Source organism: Streptomyces sp. NPDC043867, assembly GCF_056435845.1.
The window spans coordinates 47,600-62,664 of the sequence record NZ_JBWKDS010000033.1 but is presented as its reverse complement, the minus strand read 5'-3'; the positions used below and the strand labels follow the sequence as shown (position 1 = coordinate 62,664).

The window sequence follows — 15,065 nt, the reverse complement described above, 5'->3', positions numbered from 1 at the left end:
GGCGCCCCGCGATGTCACGCACGCGCTCTCGCCGTGGACGGATCTAGGAGCGGCGGGCCGCCGTCGCGCCGATCAGCTCCGACACCTTCACGAACCGGAACCCCTTCCTGCGCAGCTCGGGCACGATGGTCCGTACCGCCGGCTCGGTCGTCGGGGCCGCGCTGCGCGTGCAGTGCATGACGACGACGGAACCGGGCCGGACCCCGTCGAGCACCTGCCGGGCCACCGCGTCGGCGTCCGTCGCGAACGCGTCCCCGCTCACCACGTCCCACTGCACGGCGGTGACGCCGGACGCGCTCAGCGCCCGCAGCGCCGGCTGGTCGTAGCATCCGCCGGGGAACCGGAAGTACGGCTTCGGATCGGGCACCCCGGCCCGGCGGAACGCGGCGAACGCCCGCTCCACCTCGGACCTCATCCGCTCCCGCGGCACGGTCGGCAGGCCGTAGCAGTCGCCCGTGAAGGCGTGGTGGCTGTACGAGTGGTTGGCGACCTCGAAGAGCGGGTCCCGCCCGACGGCCCGGGCCTCCCGCGGATACTCGTCGGCCCACCGCCCCGTCATGAACACGGTGGAGGGCACCTTCAGCTCCCGCAGCGCGGAGATCAGCCCCGGGTTGTCGAAGCGCTCGCCGGAAGCGGCCCGCGCCCCCTGGTCCGCGGTCATGTCCGCGTCGAAGGTGAGCGCGACGGTCCGGTCCCGGGTCCGGGGGCCGTTCGTGAAGACGGGCGTCAGGCCGGCGGGCCCCGGGGCGAGCGTCGGGGAGACGGAGCGGGCGGTGGCCGAGGGGCGGGCGGACGCCGCCGACGGCCGGGCGGGCGACGGGGCGTCGGCGGAGCCGCAGGCGGCCAGGGCGGCGCTCAGCACGCAGACGGCGGCGATGTGCCGTACAAGAATGATCACCCGATGAAGGTATCCGGGTAAATGTGACTAATCGCCCATCGCGGGTACGTGCCGTGCCGACCGGCCGGCGACGTCACCCGCCCGGCCGCCCGGCCGCCCCGGCCGGCCTCAGGGCGAGAGGGTCTGGCCCAGCAGTCGCTCCCGGCACTCCGCCACGTCGAAGTCGCCCTTCGGGTACTGCGGGTCCAGAGCCTCCAGGTGTTCGAGGAGGAGCTTGCTGACCGCCCAGTTGCGGTACCACTTGCGGTCGGCCGGGACCACGTGCCAGGGGATCCCCGAGCAGCGTTCGAGTGCGGTCTCGTACGCCTCCTGGTAGGCCGGCCACAGGGCCCGCTCGTCGATGTCGGCGGAGCTGAACTTCCAGTGCTTGTCCGGGTTGTCGAGGCGGGCCAGAAGGCGCCGGCGCTGCTGCTCGTACGAGATGTGGAGGAAGCACTTGATCACGGTCACGCCGTCGTCCGCGAGGGACTTCTCGAAGTCGTCGATCCGGCCGTAGCGGCTCTCGATCTCGGATCGCGGGGCCAGCTCGCGGACCCGCGCGATCAGGACGTCCTCGTAGTGCGAGCGGTCGAAGATGCCGATCTCGCCGGGTTGCGGCAGCGCCCTCCTGACCCGCCAGAGGAACGAGTGCTTGCGCTCCTGCGGGGTCGGTGCCTTGAACGCCCTGATGCGGCAGCCGGACGGGTTGAACAGGCCGATGACGTGCTTGACCGTGCCGCCCTTGCCGCTCGTGTCCATACCCTGGAGCACCAGCAGGACCCGGCGCCGGTCACCCGCCGTGGCCGAGGCGTACAGGCGTTCCTGGAGGTCGGCCAGCTGTTCTCCCATCCGGGCGGTGGCTTCGCGGCCCGCGGCCTTGTCGGCGGGGCCGCCGGGCGCACCCTTCGTGTCGTAGGAGGAGAGGTCGACCGGCGCGCCCGCGGGGACGCGCAGCAGTTCCCGCAGCGGAGTCGAACCCCTGCCCGAGTCCCGCCCCGGCTCCGCGCCGCTCCTGGACCCGCTCCTGCCGGCCCTGCCCTTGCCGGCCCCGTCCTTGTCGGCCTCGTCCTCGCCGGAGCCGCCCTTGGCCCGGGTCCCGGTACCGCTCCTGGTCTTGGCCCTGCTCTTCGCCACCGCACACCCCTTCACGCCGTGTTCCTCGATCCTGTGCCGGGGCACGGGTGCCCGCTACCCGCCGTCCGACTCGGCGTACGGCGGTGAGCCCCGGGGCGGGTGCCCCGGGGCACCGCGGTCAGGCGGCGGGTCGGCAGGGCCCGTCGGCGACGGACGCGGCCGGCCCCGGGGCGCCCGCCCCCGGGGCGCCCGCCCCCGGGGCGCCCGGCCTCACCTGCGCCAGGGTCCCGTCACCGCGAACGTCGTGCCCGGCGTGTAGCAGTTGACGTACATCGTCCGGCCGTCCGGGGAGAAGGTGACGCCCGCGAACTCGCCCCACTCCGGGGCCTCGGGCGTACCGATGTTCTGGGCGCCGCGGGCCATCGCGTAGACCTCCCCGCGCCGGGTCACCCCGAAGACGTGCTGGGCGCCGTTGCCGTCCTCGCAGACCATGAGGCCGCCGCTCGGGGCGAGGCAGATGTTGTCCGGGGACTCGCCCGGGAGCTGGATGTCGGTGTCCGGGCCGAAGACGATCACCAGCGTGAGGCGGCGCGAGGACGGGTCGTAGCGCCAGATCTGCCCGTAGTGGTCCGCGGCCGAGCCCTCCGCGCTGTGGGCGAAGGAGGAGACGAAGTACACGGACGTCCCGCCCCAGTAGCAGCCCTCCAGTTTCTGGGCGTGCGTGATGCCCTTCGGGCCGAAGTCCTGGAGCCGGACGGGAGTCTGCGCGGCCAGCGGGTCCGGAACGTCCACCCACTCGATGCCGTCGAAGGTGGCCCCCGTCTCCTGGACGGACGACAGGTCGGGCACGCCGGGCACGCGCATCGCCTGGAGCCTGCCGCCCGCGCGCAGCGAACCCACCCCGCCCTCGGGCCTGTTGGGCAGGAAACGGTAGAAGAGGCCGAAGGGCTTGAGGAACGCGTCCTCGGTCTCGTAGACGATGCCGCGCCGCGGGTCGACCGCGATCGCCTCGTGCTGGAAGCGGCCCATCGCGGTGAGCGGGACGGCACCGGTGCGGCGCGGGTTCACCGGGTCGACCTCGAAGATGAAGCCGTGGTCCTTGGTGTAGCCGTTGGTGCCGGCCTTGTCCTCGGTCTCCTCGCAGGTGAGCCAGGTGCCCCAGGGAGTGGGGCCGCCGGCGCAGTTGACGGCGGTGCCGGCGATGGCGACGCGCTCCGAGAGGACCTCGCCGTGCCGGTCCACCGTCAGGGCCGTGCACCCGCCCTTGCCCGCCGGGTCGTACGTGATGCCCTCGACCGCCGGGACCGGGATCTTCGCGGTCACCCGGTTCTCGTGGTTGCGGACCAGATGGACCCGGCCGTGGTCGCCGGGGAAGGCCGACATGCCGTCGTGATTGCTCGGCACCAGGCCCTCACCCGAGCGCAGCGGGTCGCCCTCGCGGGACAGGACCCGGTAGCGGAAACCTTCCGGCAGATCGAGCAGTCCGTCCGGGTCGGGGACGAGGGGGCCGTAGCCGTGGTGACCGAGATCCTGCGCGGCGGCGGTGCCCGCGAAGAGTTCGGAGAGGTTTCCTGCGAAGGCGATCGAGGCGCCCAACGCGCCTGTACGGGCGAGGACCTGACGTCGCGTCGCGGATCGGGCGTGCTCGGACATGGGGCAACCTCCTGCTGGCGGACAGGACTGTGACCCCGCTGTGGTATCACGCGCTGTGGGCTACCGGAACCACGCGCGTAGCACGTGTCACTCGCCGCCCGGCGGCGGACCCCCGGCCGGCGGGCCCGGCTGCGCGGCCGGCGGCGGGCCCTGCTGCGCCCGTTCCAGGAAGCGCAGCAGCTCCACCGGGAAGGGCAGGACCAGGGTGGAGTTCTTCTCGGCGGCGACGGCCACCACGGTCTGGAGCAGGCGCAGTTGCAGGGCGGCCGGCTGCTCGGACATCACGCCGGCGGCCTCCGCCAGTTTCCTGGACGCCTGGAGCTCCGCGTCGGCGTTGATGATGCGGGCGCGGCGCTCACGGTCGGCCTCCGCCTGCCGGGCCATGGACCTCTTCATGGTCTCGGGCAGCGACACGTCCTTGATCTCGACCCGGTCGATCTGCACGCCCCAGCCGATGGCCGGGCTGTCGATCATCAACTCCAGGCCCTGGTTCAGCTTCTCGCGGTTGGACAGCAGATCGTCCAGGTCGCTCTTGCCGATGATCGACCGCAGCGAGGTCTGCGCCATCTGCGAGACCGCGAAGCGGTAGTCCTCGACCTGGACGACCGCGTCGGCGGCGTCCACGACCTTGAAGTAGATGACGGCGTCCACCCGCACCGTGACGTTGTCCCGGGTGATGCCGTCCTGCGCCGGCACCGGCATCGTCACGATCTGCATGTTGACCTTGCGCAGCCGGTCGATCAGGGGGACCACGGCGGTGAAACCGGGTCCGCGCGCCTCGCCGGTCAGACGGCCGAGCCGGAAGACGACCCCGCGCTCGTACTGCTTGACGATCCGGGCGGCCGCGGCGAGGTAGACGAGCCCCGCGGCACCGGCTGCCGCACCTGCGACGAGAAGTTCTTCGAGCACGACGACCCCCTTCGAGCCGCCCGACATGCCTGGAAAGTCCACTGTACGCCGCCGTCGCGGGCTTCCCGGAGTCCGCGCACGGCACGGGGCCGGGGGGGGGGGGGGGGGGGGGGGGGGGGGGGGGGGGGGGGGGGGGGGGGGGGGGGGGGGGGGGGGGGGGGGGGGGGGGGGGGGGGGGGTTTTCACCCCCCCCCCCCCCCCCCCCTCCCCCCCCCCCCCCCCCCCCCCCCCCCCCCCCCCCCCCCCCCCCCCGGCCCCCCCCCCCCGGCCGGGTGGGGCGGCCGAGCGGCTCAGGGCACCGGTGTGACCTTGACCGGCTCGGTTCCGGCCGTGCTGTGCCGGGCCGCCCAGTTCTCCAGCGCGACGCGGCACGCGTGATCGAGATGGTGCAGCCCGGACAGGTTCAGCTCGACCGGCCGGTCCTGCGGCAGCGCCTCCAGGCTGTCGAGGATCTTCGGCAGCCGCAGGAAGGTCGCGTTGCCCGAGAGGTACGCCTGGACGGGGCCCGCGCCCTTGTCTATGACCTCGAGCCGTATGTGCGAGGCCTCCCAGGCGGTCTTGACGACGGCCAGGGCCAGCCCGATCAGGACGCCCTCGAACATGCTGACGGCGACGATGGACACGGCGGTGACGACGAGGATCAGGGCCTCCCCGCGGTGCTCCCGCCAGAGCACGGCGATCTGGCGCAGTGGGATGAGCTTGAAGCCCGCGTACACCAGGACGCCGGCGAGAGCGGGCAGCGGGATCACCGCGAGTGCGGCGGGCAGCAGCGCGGCGAACAGCAGCAGCCAGACACCGTGCAGGACCCGGGACGCCTTGGTGCGCGCGCCCGCCTGCACGTTGGCGGCGCTGCGGACGATCACCGCGGTCATCGGCAGGGCGCCGAGCAGCCCGCAGACGGTGTTGCCCGCACCCTGCGCCATCAGTTCCCTGTCGTACCGGGTCCGCGGCCCGTCGTGCATCCGGTCCACGGCGGCCGCGCTGAACAGGCTCTCCGCCGAGGCGATCAGCACGAAGGCGAGGACCGTGCCGAGGAGGCCGGGGCTCGCGAGCTCCCCGAAGGCGTCGAGGGGCGGCGGCTGGAGCGAGCCCAGCAGCCCCCGCACCTCGACCGTGGCGACCGGCAGGGAGAACAGCAGCGAGGCGAGGGTGGCCAGGGCGACCGCGGCGAGCGGGCCCGGCACCGTCCGCACCCGGTCCGGGAGCCGCTTCCACAGCACGAGGACGGCGATGGTGCCCGCGCCGAGGGCGAGCGATGCCAGGGACCCGGTGTCGCCGAGCGCGCCGACGAGCGCCTCCGGCAGTTCGGTGATCTTGTCCAGGCCGGTGGCGGGCGCGGTCAGCCCCGCCGCCGAGTAGAGCTGGCCCGCGATCAGCACGAGGCCGATGCCGGCGAGCATGCCCTCGACGACGGCCACCGAGATGGCCCGGAAGTAGCGCCCCAGCTTCAGGGCTCCCATGAGGAGTTGCAGCAGGCCAGTCGCCAGCACGATCACCCCGAGGACCGGCAGCCCGAACTCCCGTACCGCCTCGAAGACCAGCACCGTCAGCCCCGCGGCCGGCCCCGAGACCTGGAGGCTGCTGCCGCGCATGAGTCCGGTGACGATCCCGCCCACGATGCCGGTGACCAGGCCCAGTTCGGCCGGCACGCCGGAGGCGACGGCGACCCCCACGCACAGCGGGAGGGCGACGAGGAAGACCACGACCGACGCGGCGAAGTCCTGCCGCAGGTGGGGGAACCTCGCCGGGCGCTCCGGCCGCGCTCCGGCCGGCTTCGTCGCGGCGCTCACAGCGCCTCGAAGGTGTCGGTGTCCGGGCGGTGTTCCCGTACGGCTCCGGTGTGCACCTCGTAGAACCAGGCGTGCAGGCGCAGCCGACCGTCCGTCAGCCGGTCGGCGACGCACGGGTAGGAGCGCAGCCGCAGCAGCTGCGTCAGGAGGTGGCTCTGCACCGCCTCGGTCACGGACGGGTCCTCGGCCGCGCCCCTGGGGCGCGGTGTCGCGTGGGCCAGCCAGTCGCGGACGGCGGGTACGGCGGTCAGGTCGTCGCCGCGCACCAGGGCGCCGACCGCGCCGCAGTGCGAGTGGCCGCAGACGACCACGTCGGTGACGGAGAGCACGTTCACCGCGTACTCGATGGTGGCCGCCTCACCGGTGGGGCGGCCGGGGGTGTACGGCGGGACGATGTTGCCCGCGGTGCGCAGCTCGAAGAGCTCGCCCGGACGGGCCCCGGTGATCAGTGCCGGGACGACGCGGGAGTCCGAACAGGTGATGAACAGGACCTGCGGAGACTGGCCCGCGGCCAGCGGGGCGAACTCCTCCGGTCGCTGTCCGTGTGCGCGGGCGTGATCGATGAGGGGCTGCATGTCGGTTCCTCCTGGCGCGCCTCGATGGCGCGTCGGCTGACGAAACGTGGTGTGGGGGGTCACGCCTCGGTCAGCAGCGGAAGACCTGAAGTGCCGCTGGGGAGTGGGCGGTCGGGGATTTCGACGCGTGCGGGTCGGGGCCGGCGAGTGCGAGCAGTGGCAACACGCGGGGGCGGGCCCGCTCCGGCCAACTGCCTAGGGGCACCCCGGGTATGCGGTCCTCGCTGCGGCTCCGGTCGCGCGCCGCCGGGGGCGGGGCCACCTTCTGCGGGTCCTCGGTCTCCCCGCACGAGATGATCTCGCTCGTATGTACGGACGCGAACGCCTCGGAGGACGCGAACAGCTGGAGGACCAGCAGGATGGCGGCGAGGGCCGAGAACAGCGCCCGGGCCTTACTGCCTCGTAACACGCGCCCCCCTCCCCGCGTTCGTCCCCGCACGTCTACCAGCACGCTAGCGCGGCAAGTTGTTTGCTGGGTTAACTTAACGTTTCACCCTGAAGGGGGCCTGAAACGGCAGGGAGGGGGAGTGGCGGGATACCACCTGCAGAAGACGTTTTACGTCCGGTCGGACTCCGGTTCCGTCTTCTCCGCCAGGACCTTGGCGTCCCGGGCGAGCGCGGTGAGCCGGGAGATCGCGCGGAAGTACTTCTTGCGGTAGCCGCCGTTCAGCATCTCCTCGCTGAAGAGCCGGTCGAAGGGCATCCCGGAGGCGAGGACCGGCACCTCGCGGTCGTAGAGCCGGTCCGCGAGCACGACGAGCCGCAGCGCCGTCGACTGGTCCGGCACCGGCCGCACCCCGGTCAGGCAGACCGCCCGCACGTCGTCGGTCAGCGCGCCGTACCGGCTGGGGTGGACGCGTGCGAGGTGGTCGAGCAGGTGCGCAAAGTCGTCGAGGGACGCCTCCTCGGTGGCGTACGCGGTCTCGGTGACCCGCTCGTCGGAGAACGGCGCGGGCGCCTCGGGCAGCCCGCGGTGGCGGTAGTCCTCGCCGTCGATGCGCAGCGGACGGAAGTGCGCGGACAGGCCCTGGATCTCCCGCAGGAAGTCGGCGGCCGCGAACCGGCCCTCGCCGAGCTTGCCCGGCAGGGTGTTCGAGGTGGCCGCGAGGGCCACGCCCGCGTCGACCAGCTTGCCCAGCAGCGTGGAGACCAGGACGGTGTCGCCCGGATCGTCCAGCTCGAACTCGTCGATGCACAGCAGCCGGTGGCCGGAGAGCGTCTGCACGGTTTTCTGGAAGCCGAGCGCGCCGACCAGGTTCGTCAGCTCCACGAAGGTGCCGAAGGCCTTGAGGGCGGGCTCGGCCGGGGTGGCGTGCCACAGGGAGGCCAGCAGGTGGGTCTTGCCGACGCCGTACCCGCCGTCCAGATAGACGCCGCGCGGCCCGGCGGGGGCCTTCGGAGCCCTGCCGAAGCCGAACAGCCTGCGTCTGCCCGCACCGGAGGCGTGCGCACCGCCGAGGCCGGCCGCGAAGTCGCCGAGGACGCGGACGGCCTCCGTCTGGCTGGGCTGGTTCGGGTCCGGGAGGTACGTATCGAAGCGGACCGAGTCGAAGCGCGGCGGCGGCACCATCTCCGCGACGAGCCGGTCCGCGGGGACGTGGGGCTCGCGGGCGCACAGGGACAGGGGAGCCGCTTCGGCTATCGGGCTGAGGCCATGGGCGGCCGGGGTGGACGACACGGTCACCCACTCTAAGGGCCGTGCCACACTGCACGACATGCGACGCCTGTTCCCTGTGACCGAAGAAACAGCAGCCCAGGCCTCGGACGGGGCGCCCGGTGCGGAGGTGACGGACCGGGAGTGGAGCCTGGAGGAGCTGGCGCGGGCCTATGCCTACCCCGGCGGCCGGGACCCGTGGCTGCGCGCGAACATGGTGTCCACCCTCGACGGCGCGGCCCAGCACGAGGGACGCTCGCAGCCCATCTCCTGCGCCGCGGACATGCGGATCTTCGGCACCCTGCGCGGCCTCGCGGACGTGGTCGTGGTGGGCGCCGAGACGGTGCGCCAGGAGGGGTACCGTCCGGCACGCGCGCGTGAGGCCTTCGCGCCGCTCCGCGCGGCGGCCGGGCAGGGCCCCGCGCCCGCCGTCGCCGTCGTGAGCGCCAGTCTCGACCTGGACTTCTCGCTGCCGTTGTTCACCTCGCCGCTGGTGCCCACACTCGTGCTCACCGGTGCCGCGGCGGCGCCCGGCAGGATCGCCGCGGCCGAGGAGTCGGGCGCCGAGGTGGTCATCGCCGGTGACGGCGCGGGGGTGGACCCCGCCCGTGCGGTGCGCGCCCTCGCCGGCCGCGGCCTGACCCGCCAGCTGACCGAGGGCGGCCCCCGCCTGCTGGGCCAGCTGATCGCCGCCGGGGTCCTCGACGAACTGTGTCTCACCGTCTCCCCGATGCTCACGGCGGGCGGCGCCCAGCGGATCGCCTCGGGCCCCCCGGTGACGGTCCCGGCGCGCTTCGAGCTGGCGTCCCTGCTGGAGGAGGCCGGGTTCCTCTTCAGCCGATACCGTCGGACCTGACACGGTGACGGAATGTGCTGTTCCGGTTCGTTTCCGCCGGGCACGCCGAATCGCGCGGTACCTGTGCGGTTACGGGGCAGGATGGTTTCCGCAGGGTCACAGGACGGCCCGTGCGCGAGACGCAGGAGACGGGGCCGCGCGGCCCCCGGAGGAGACAGGGCCCCAGACGGCCCTCGGAGGAGAAGGGCGCCTGTCGTGTTCACAAGCGTATTGATGATCGAGAAGGCCCTGACGTCCGCCGACGTGGAGTTCGTCACGACCCTGCACGGCGACGAGGCGGTCAGCTTCCACGTACTGCTGCAGCCCCGCGGCGACCAGGCGGACCGGCTGCTGCGGGCCATCGACGACGTCGCCCTCGGCGAGCTGGACGAAGCGGTCCGCGAGGACGAGACACCCGAGGGCGAGGAGGCCTTCGGGCAGGGACAGCAGGCGCTCGACGTCTCCCTGCTCGCCCTGCGCGCGTCCGGCAGCGCGGCCGAAGGGCGGCTCGTCGAGGACCACCCGCTGGACGCGCTCAGGACCCTGGTCGACGAGATCGGCGCCGACGAGGTCATCGTGCTCACGGACCCGCACTACGTGGAGGAGTTCTTCCACCGCGACTGGGCCTCCCGGGCGCGGCACAAGGTGGGCGTCCCGGTGCTGAAACTGTTCTCGCACAGCAAGGCATAGGCTGGGGCCCGCGCAGCCGCGGGCACCTGCCGTCCGCTGCCGTCCTACCGCTCGTCACCACCGCACCGCTTGGGGAGAACACACATGGCACCCGGCCTTCCTACCGCCATGGACCGACCGCACTTCATCGGGATCGGCGGAGCCGGGATGTCGGGCATCGCGAAGATCCTCGCCCAGCGGGGTGCCCGGGTGGCCGGCAGCGACGCCAAGGACTCGGCGACCGCCGATGCCCTGCGCGCCCTGGGCGCGACGGTGCACATCGGGCACGCGGCCGGGCATCTCGCCCCCGACGCCACCTGTGTCGTCGTCTCATCGGCGATCCGCGCGGACAACCCGGAGCTGGCCCGCGCGGCGGAGCTGGGCATCCCGGTCGTCCACCGCTCGGACGCCCTGGCCCGCCTGATGGACGGCCTGCGCCCGATCGCGGTGGCCGGCACCCACGGCAAGACGACGACGACCTCCATGCTGGCGGTGTCCCTGTCGACGCTGGGCCTCGCCCCGTCCTACGCCATCGGCGGCGACCTGGACGCCCCCGGCTCCAACGCGCTGCACGGCGCGGGCGAGATCTTCGTCGCCGAGGCCGACGAGTCGGACCGCAGCTTCCACAAGTACGCCCCCGAAGTAGCGATCATCCTCAACGTGGAGCTGGACCACCACGCCAACTACGCCTCGATGGACGAGATCTACGAGTCCTTCGAGACCTTCGTGGAGCGCCTCACCGAGGGCGGCACGCTGGTCATCTCCTCGGACCACGAGGGTGCCCGCGAGCTGACCCGCCGCGTCAGGACCCGCGACGTCCGGGTGGTCACGTACGGCGAGGCCGCCGACGCGGACGTCCGTGTCCTCTCGGTGGTCGCGCAGGGACTCAGGAGCGAGGTCACCGTCGAGCTGGACGGCACGCCGCTGACCTTCACCGTCTCCGTCCCCGGCCGCCACTACGCGCACAACGCGGTGGCGGCGCTCGCGGCGGGCGCGGCGCTCGGCATCCCGGCCGCCGAACTGGCCCCGGCCCTCGCCTCCTACACCGGCGTGAAGCGCCGCCTCCAGCTGAAGGGCGAGGAGGCCGGCGTCCAGGTCGTCGACTCCTACGCCCACCACCCGACCGAGATGACCGCGGACCTGGAGGCGATGCGCGCGGCGGCCGGCGACGCCCGCATCCTCGTCGTCTTCCAGCCGCACCTCTTCTCCCGCACCCAGGAACTCGGCAAGGAGATGGGCGACGCCCTGTCCCTCGCGGACGCGTCGGTGGTCCTCGACATCTACCCGGCCCGCGAGGACCCGATCCCCGGCATCACCAGCGCGCTGATCATCGAGGCCGCGCGGGCTGCGGGCGCGGACGTGACACCGGTCCACGACAAGGCGGAGGTGCCCTCCGTGGTGGCGGGAATGGCGAAGCCCGGTGATCTCGTTCTCACCATGGGCGCGGGGGACGTGACGGATCTCGGCCCCGAGATCCTGGCCCGCCTGTCGAAGTAGGCACAGCGTTTGTGAGGGGTTGAGCTTCATGGCGTACGACATCGAGAAGCCGGACGAGCAGTGGCGCGCGGAGCTGACTCCTGCCGAGTACACCGTCCTGCGCAAGGCCGGCACGGAACCGGCGTTCACCGGCGAGTACACCGACACCAGGACCACGGGCGTGTACTCCTGCCGGGCCTGCGGCGCCGAACTCTTCACCTCCGGGGAGAAGTTCGAGTCGCACTGCGGCTGGCCCAGCTTCTTCGACCCCAAGGACACCGACGCGGTCGAACTGATCGAGGACCGCACGCACGGCATGCTCCGCACGGAGGTCAGGTGCGCCCGGTGCGGGTCCCACCTCGGGCACGTCTTCGAGGGCGAGGGCTACCCGACACCCACCGACCAGCGGTACTGCATCAACTCGATCTCGCTGCGGCTGACACCCGACGAGGGCTGAGCCGCGACCCGCCTGGGTGACCGACGGTGCGCCCCGGGCCGGGGCGGGAGATGCTGGGCCGGATGAACAGAGACGAAACGCTCCACGGTGAGGTGCTCTCCAGTCACTCGGTGTTCGGCGCGCCGTGCTGGGTCAGCCTGAGCGCGCGCGACCTGGGGGCCGCGGAGGCCTTCTACGCCGCCGTGCTCGGCTGGGAGTGGAGCACGGGCGGGTTCGGGGACCAGTTCAGGACCGCCCGTGCGGGCGGCGTGCCGGTCGCGGGCGCCGCCGAGGTGGCCACCGCGTGGCAGACGGCCGTCTCCTGGACGCCGTACTTCGCGGTCACCGACGCGAACGCCGCGGTGTCCCGCAGCCAGGAGCGGGGCGGGACGACCGCCGTGGGCCCGATCGCCTTCCCGCCCGGCCGGGCCGCCGTGCTCGCCGACCGGGACGGAGCCGTCTTCGGCGTCTGGGAGGGCGCGCTCGTGGCCGGCTGGGAGCACTGGCGCCAGGCCGCGCCCGCCTTCGTACGGCTGCACACCCGCGACGCCTTCGACGCGGCGATCTTCTACGGCGAGGTCCTGCAGTGGGCGTCCGCCCGTCCCGGCGGCTGCGAGGTCCACTACGACGGGGACGAGGTCGTCCTGACCAGCGGGGGACTCGTGGTGGCCCGGATCCACTCCGGCGCTCTCGGGGCGGCGCCCGACCCGACCCTTCGGCCGCACTGGCAGATCCACTTCGCCGTCACCGACGTGGAGGCCTGCGTCACGGCCGCCCTCGCCCACGGCGGCAGCGTCCTCAGGCGCGGGACCGACGTGGACGAGGCGGTCCTCGGCGACCCCGACGGGGCGCGCTTCACGGTCACCTCGCGCGCGGCACGCTGAGACCGTGCGCGCCGGTGGTGAGCAACCCGCTCGTCCTGTACGTAGTTGAGGGGGCCGCACCGAGAACGGTCACGGCACAGCGGCGCGGAGGGGGACCATGGCCGCCTGGACACCGGATGCGGCGGGGGCGCTCCTGGCGGCCGGCCTGCTCACCCTGACCGTCCTGCTCGTGCGTCAGCGCCGGGTCATCGCCGTCCAGCGTGCTCACCACGCCCGGCTGGCCGGCCGCCTGCGGGCCTGGGAGGAAGAGATACGGCACCTGGTCGCGGTGCGGCTGCCGGGGCCCGATGGCGGGGTGCGGCTGCCGGGGCCGTCCGACGACGGGGTGCGCCCGCCGGGGCCCATGGAGCGGGTGCATCCGCCGGTGCTCGACGACGGGGCGTACCTACCGGGAGCCGGCCCGACCCTCGCGGCCGACGAACCCGCGCCCGCACGCCGGTCCGCCGTCACCAACCGGCCGCTCACCTTCGTGGACACCGGCCCGCTGGACGCGCGCCTGGCCGGCACCGGTCTCGCGGCCTGCCTCGACGCGGTACTGGAACGGTTCACGGGCGCGGTCGGGCAGGCGCGGGCGGACGCCGACCGGGCCGCGCGGGCCGCCCTGGGGGAGGCGATGCGCTCGGTCGGAGTGCTGGCCGACGAACAGCAGGCGGCCGTCGCCGGGATGCAGGACCGGCACGACGACCCGGACGTCCTCGGCGACCTGCTCGGCGTCGACCACCTCAACGCCCGCATCGCCCACCGCGTCCAGGCCCTCGCCGTGCTCTGCGGCTCCTGGCCCGAGCGGCGACGGGAGGCCTGCGACCTCATCGACGTGGTGCGCGGGGCGGCCTCCCGCATCCCCGACTACCGGCGGATCCGGGTCGGCGGGCGGGCGGACGTGACCGTGGCGGGCCGGGCGGTGGAACCCGTGGTCCTCGCGCTCGCCGAACTGCTGGACAACGCCACGCGCCACTCCCCGCCCGGTACGACGGTCGAGGTCGACGTGCTGTCGGTGCGCGACGGCGCCTGCGTGCGGGTCGACGACGCGGGCGCCGGCCTGGACCGTGAGACGGCCGAGTACGCCACCGACCTGCTCTCCGGCCGTCACCCGGTGGACGTCACCCGCCTCGGCGACCCGCCGCACTTCGGCTTCGCCACCGTCGGCGCGCTCGTCGCCCGGTACGGCCTCGCCGTCTCCGTGGACACCCGGTCGCCCCACGGAGGAGTACGCGCCGTCGTCCGCATCCCGCCGGCGCTGCTCGTGTCCCCGGCGGCCGACGGCGGTGCCGGTGCCGACGGGAGCGGGGCGGCGGAGGGGGACGCGGCACAGACGCTGCCGAGGCGGCGGCGACGCACGCCTCGGGTGCCGGGAGCCGGTCGCGTGCCGACAGCCGGAGGATCCGGGGGGAAGGAAGGAGCCGAGACAGGGGTGGGAGTGGTGGGAGCTGTGGGGGCCGAGGGAGCCGCTGCGGACGGGCGGGGAGAGACGGCCGGTGGCGCCGAGGGGGGCGTGCCGGGCCGGGGTGGCGGGTCGAATGCGCGTGGGCCGGACGCGGGGGACGGGCCGGGCGAGCGTGTGCCGGGCCGTGGAGGCGGGTCGGCTGAGCGCGTGCCGGGCCGGGAAGCCGCACGGCACGACGCGGCCACCGTCCGCACCGCCGAGGAGAACGCCCGGCGGATGAGCGCCTTCGCGAGCGGACTCCGCCGGGGCCGGGCCGCCGGACCTTCCGAGGCCGGGGCCCGGGAGACGAGCACGGCGGTACCGCGGGACGACGACGGCGGCACGTCATGACACCCCGGCGGCCACCGGCGGGGCGCCTGGTGCGGGTGTACGTGGTCACGGACGGACGCGCGCACCCCACCCGCAACCCGCTCGACCCGGGCACCCTGCTGGTCGGCGTCGACGATCCGCCGCCGGGCGCGCTGAGCCCGGAGAAGTGCCGGCTGGTCGGGCTGTGCGGGCCGGGAGCCCTGTCCGTCGCGGAGGCCGCCGGGCACCTGGAGCTGCCGGTCAGTGTCACCAAAGTGCTGGTCGCCGACCTCGTCGACAGCGGCCACCTCGTCACCAGGGCGCCCGTCCCCGCCGCCCGGCCGCCCGGCCCCGAGGTCCTCCAGGAGGTGCTCGACGCGCTCCGCGACCGCCTCTGAGGACAGGGGCGACGGCGCACTCGGCCGATGCGCTGTGGCCGTCGACGACCGTTGTCATGCGACACATCTGTGGGGGGAGAATCGTGCACTCACGTGCCTTCGG

15 protein-coding genes are annotated in these 15,065 nt (G+C 73.8%); 7 read left to right on the top strand and 8 right to left on the bottom strand.

Going from position 1 to position 15,065, the window contains the following annotated elements; translation table 11 throughout:
* Positions 1 to 43: 43 nt before the first annotated feature.
* The 8 genes from AC069T_RS28085 to zapE form a co-directional block, all read right to left on the bottom strand.
* Entirely contained in the window at positions 44 to 898 is an 855-nt protein-coding gene (locus tag AC069T_RS28085; protein WP_478785399.1) for a polysaccharide deacetylase family protein, read from the bottom strand.
* A 108-nt stretch (positions 899 to 1,006) separates the two neighbouring features.
* Positions 1,007 to 1,843 (bottom strand): PPK2 family polyphosphate kinase, encoded by an 837-nt coding sequence (locus tag AC069T_RS28080; RefSeq protein ID WP_478785419.1) that lies wholly within the window; start codon positions 1,841 to 1,843, stop codon positions 1,007 to 1,009.
* A 378-nt stretch (positions 1,844 to 2,221) separates the two neighbouring features.
* Positions 2,222 to 3,604 carry a PhoX family protein gene (locus AC069T_RS28075; RefSeq protein ID WP_478785398.1) on the bottom strand — a complete coding sequence of 461 codons (1,383 nt, stop codon included), beginning with the start codon at positions 3,602 to 3,604 and terminating at the stop codon, positions 2,222 to 2,224.
* An 87-nt stretch (positions 3,605 to 3,691) separates the two neighbouring features.
* A complete protein-coding gene (locus AC069T_RS28070) occupies positions 3,692 to 4,513 on the bottom strand; it encodes a slipin family protein (protein WP_478785397.1) in 822 nt (273 codons plus the stop codon).
* Between the two features lie 290 nt (positions 4,514 to 4,803).
* Complete coding sequence (locus AC069T_RS28065; protein ID WP_478785396.1) at positions 4,804 to 6,303, bottom strand: SulP family inorganic anion transporter; 1,500 nt, start codon at positions 6,301 to 6,303, stop codon at positions 4,804 to 4,806.
* Positions 6,300 to 6,878 carry a carbonic anhydrase gene (locus tag AC069T_RS28060; protein WP_478785395.1) on the bottom strand — a complete coding sequence of 193 codons (579 nt, stop codon included), beginning with the start codon at positions 6,876 to 6,878 and terminating at the stop codon, positions 6,300 to 6,302. Before AC069T_RS28060 ends, AC069T_RS28065 begins: the two co-directional genes overlap by 4 nt.
* Before the next feature lie 70 nt (positions 6,879 to 6,948).
* Positions 6,949 to 7,287 (bottom strand): hypothetical protein, encoded by a 339-nt coding sequence (locus tag AC069T_RS28055; protein ID WP_478785394.1) that lies wholly within the window; start codon positions 7,285 to 7,287, stop codon positions 6,949 to 6,951.
* A 147-nt stretch (positions 7,288 to 7,434) separates the two neighbouring features.
* A complete protein-coding gene (gene zapE, locus AC069T_RS28050) occupies positions 7,435 to 8,556 on the bottom strand; it encodes a cell division protein ZapE (RefSeq protein WP_478785393.1) in 1,122 nt (373 codons plus the stop codon).
* A 37-nt stretch (positions 8,557 to 8,593) separates the two neighbouring features.
* Between zapE and AC069T_RS28045 the strand changes: the two genes are divergently transcribed.
* From AC069T_RS28045 to AC069T_RS28015, 7 genes are all read left to right on the top strand, one after another.
* On the top strand, positions 8,594 to 9,388 hold the full coding sequence (locus AC069T_RS28045; protein ID WP_478785392.1) for a pyrimidine reductase family protein: 795 nt from the start codon (positions 8,594 to 8,596) through the stop codon (positions 9,386 to 9,388).
* A 195-nt stretch (positions 9,389 to 9,583) separates the two neighbouring features.
* Positions 9,584 to 10,057, top strand: a complete 474-nt coding sequence (locus AC069T_RS28040; protein ID WP_478785391.1) for an indole-3-glycerol phosphate synthase — start codon at positions 9,584 to 9,586, stop codon at positions 10,055 to 10,057.
* Between the two features lie 84 nt (positions 10,058 to 10,141).
* The gene (gene murC, locus AC069T_RS28035; protein ID WP_478785390.1) at positions 10,142 to 11,533 is read left to right on the top strand and encodes a UDP-N-acetylmuramate--L-alanine ligase; all 1,392 of its coding nucleotides are present in this window, start codon (positions 10,142 to 10,144) and stop codon (positions 11,531 to 11,533) included.
* A 28-nt stretch (positions 11,534 to 11,561) separates the two neighbouring features.
* Positions 11,562 to 11,969 carry a peptide-methionine (R)-S-oxide reductase MsrB gene (gene msrB / locus AC069T_RS28030; protein ID WP_478785389.1) on the top strand — a complete coding sequence of 136 codons (408 nt, stop codon included), beginning with the start codon at positions 11,562 to 11,564 and terminating at the stop codon, positions 11,967 to 11,969.
* Positions 11,970 to 12,031: 62 nt separating this feature from the next.
* Positions 12,032 to 12,832 carry a VOC family protein gene (locus AC069T_RS28025; protein ID WP_478785388.1) on the top strand — a complete coding sequence of 267 codons (801 nt, stop codon included), beginning with the start codon at positions 12,032 to 12,034 and terminating at the stop codon, positions 12,830 to 12,832.
* A gap of 97 nt (positions 12,833 to 12,929) precedes the next feature.
* Complete coding sequence (locus AC069T_RS28020; RefSeq protein ID WP_478785387.1) at positions 12,930 to 14,606, top strand: ATP-binding protein; 1,677 nt, start codon at positions 12,930 to 12,932, stop codon at positions 14,604 to 14,606.
* The gene (locus tag AC069T_RS28015; RefSeq protein WP_478785386.1) at positions 14,603 to 14,962 is read left to right on the top strand and encodes a DUF742 domain-containing protein; all 360 of its coding nucleotides are present in this window, start codon (positions 14,603 to 14,605) and stop codon (positions 14,960 to 14,962) included. The genes AC069T_RS28020 and AC069T_RS28015 overlap by 4 nt, the downstream gene beginning before the upstream one ends.
* Positions 14,963 to 15,065 lie beyond the last annotated feature (103 nt).

Coding starts and splice junctions, on each gene's coding strand:
- AC069T_RS28075 (WP_478785398.1), bottom strand. CDS start 3,604: ATGTCCGAGCACGCCCGATCCGCGACGCGACGTCAGGTCCTCGCCCGT.
- AC069T_RS28060 (WP_478785395.1), bottom strand. CDS start 6,878: ATGCAGCCCCTCATCGATCACGCCCGCGCACACGGACAGCGACCGGAG.
- AC069T_RS28045 (WP_478785392.1), top strand. CDS start 8,594: ATGCGACGCCTGTTCCCTGTGACCGAAGAAACAGCAGCCCAGGCCTCG.
- murC (WP_478785390.1), top strand. CDS start 10,142: ATGGCACCCGGCCTTCCTACCGCCATGGACCGACCGCACTTCATCGGG.
- msrB (WP_478785389.1), top strand. CDS start 11,562: ATGGCGTACGACATCGAGAAGCCGGACGAGCAGTGGCGCGCGGAGCTG.
- AC069T_RS28025 (WP_478785388.1), top strand. CDS start 12,032: ATGAACAGAGACGAAACGCTCCACGGTGAGGTGCTCTCCAGTCACTCG.
- AC069T_RS28020 (WP_478785387.1), top strand. CDS start 12,930: ATGGCCGCCTGGACACCGGATGCGGCGGGGGCGCTCCTGGCGGCCGGC.
- AC069T_RS28015 (WP_478785386.1), top strand. CDS start 14,603: ATGACACCCCGGCGGCCACCGGCGGGGCGCCTGGTGCGGGTGTACGTG.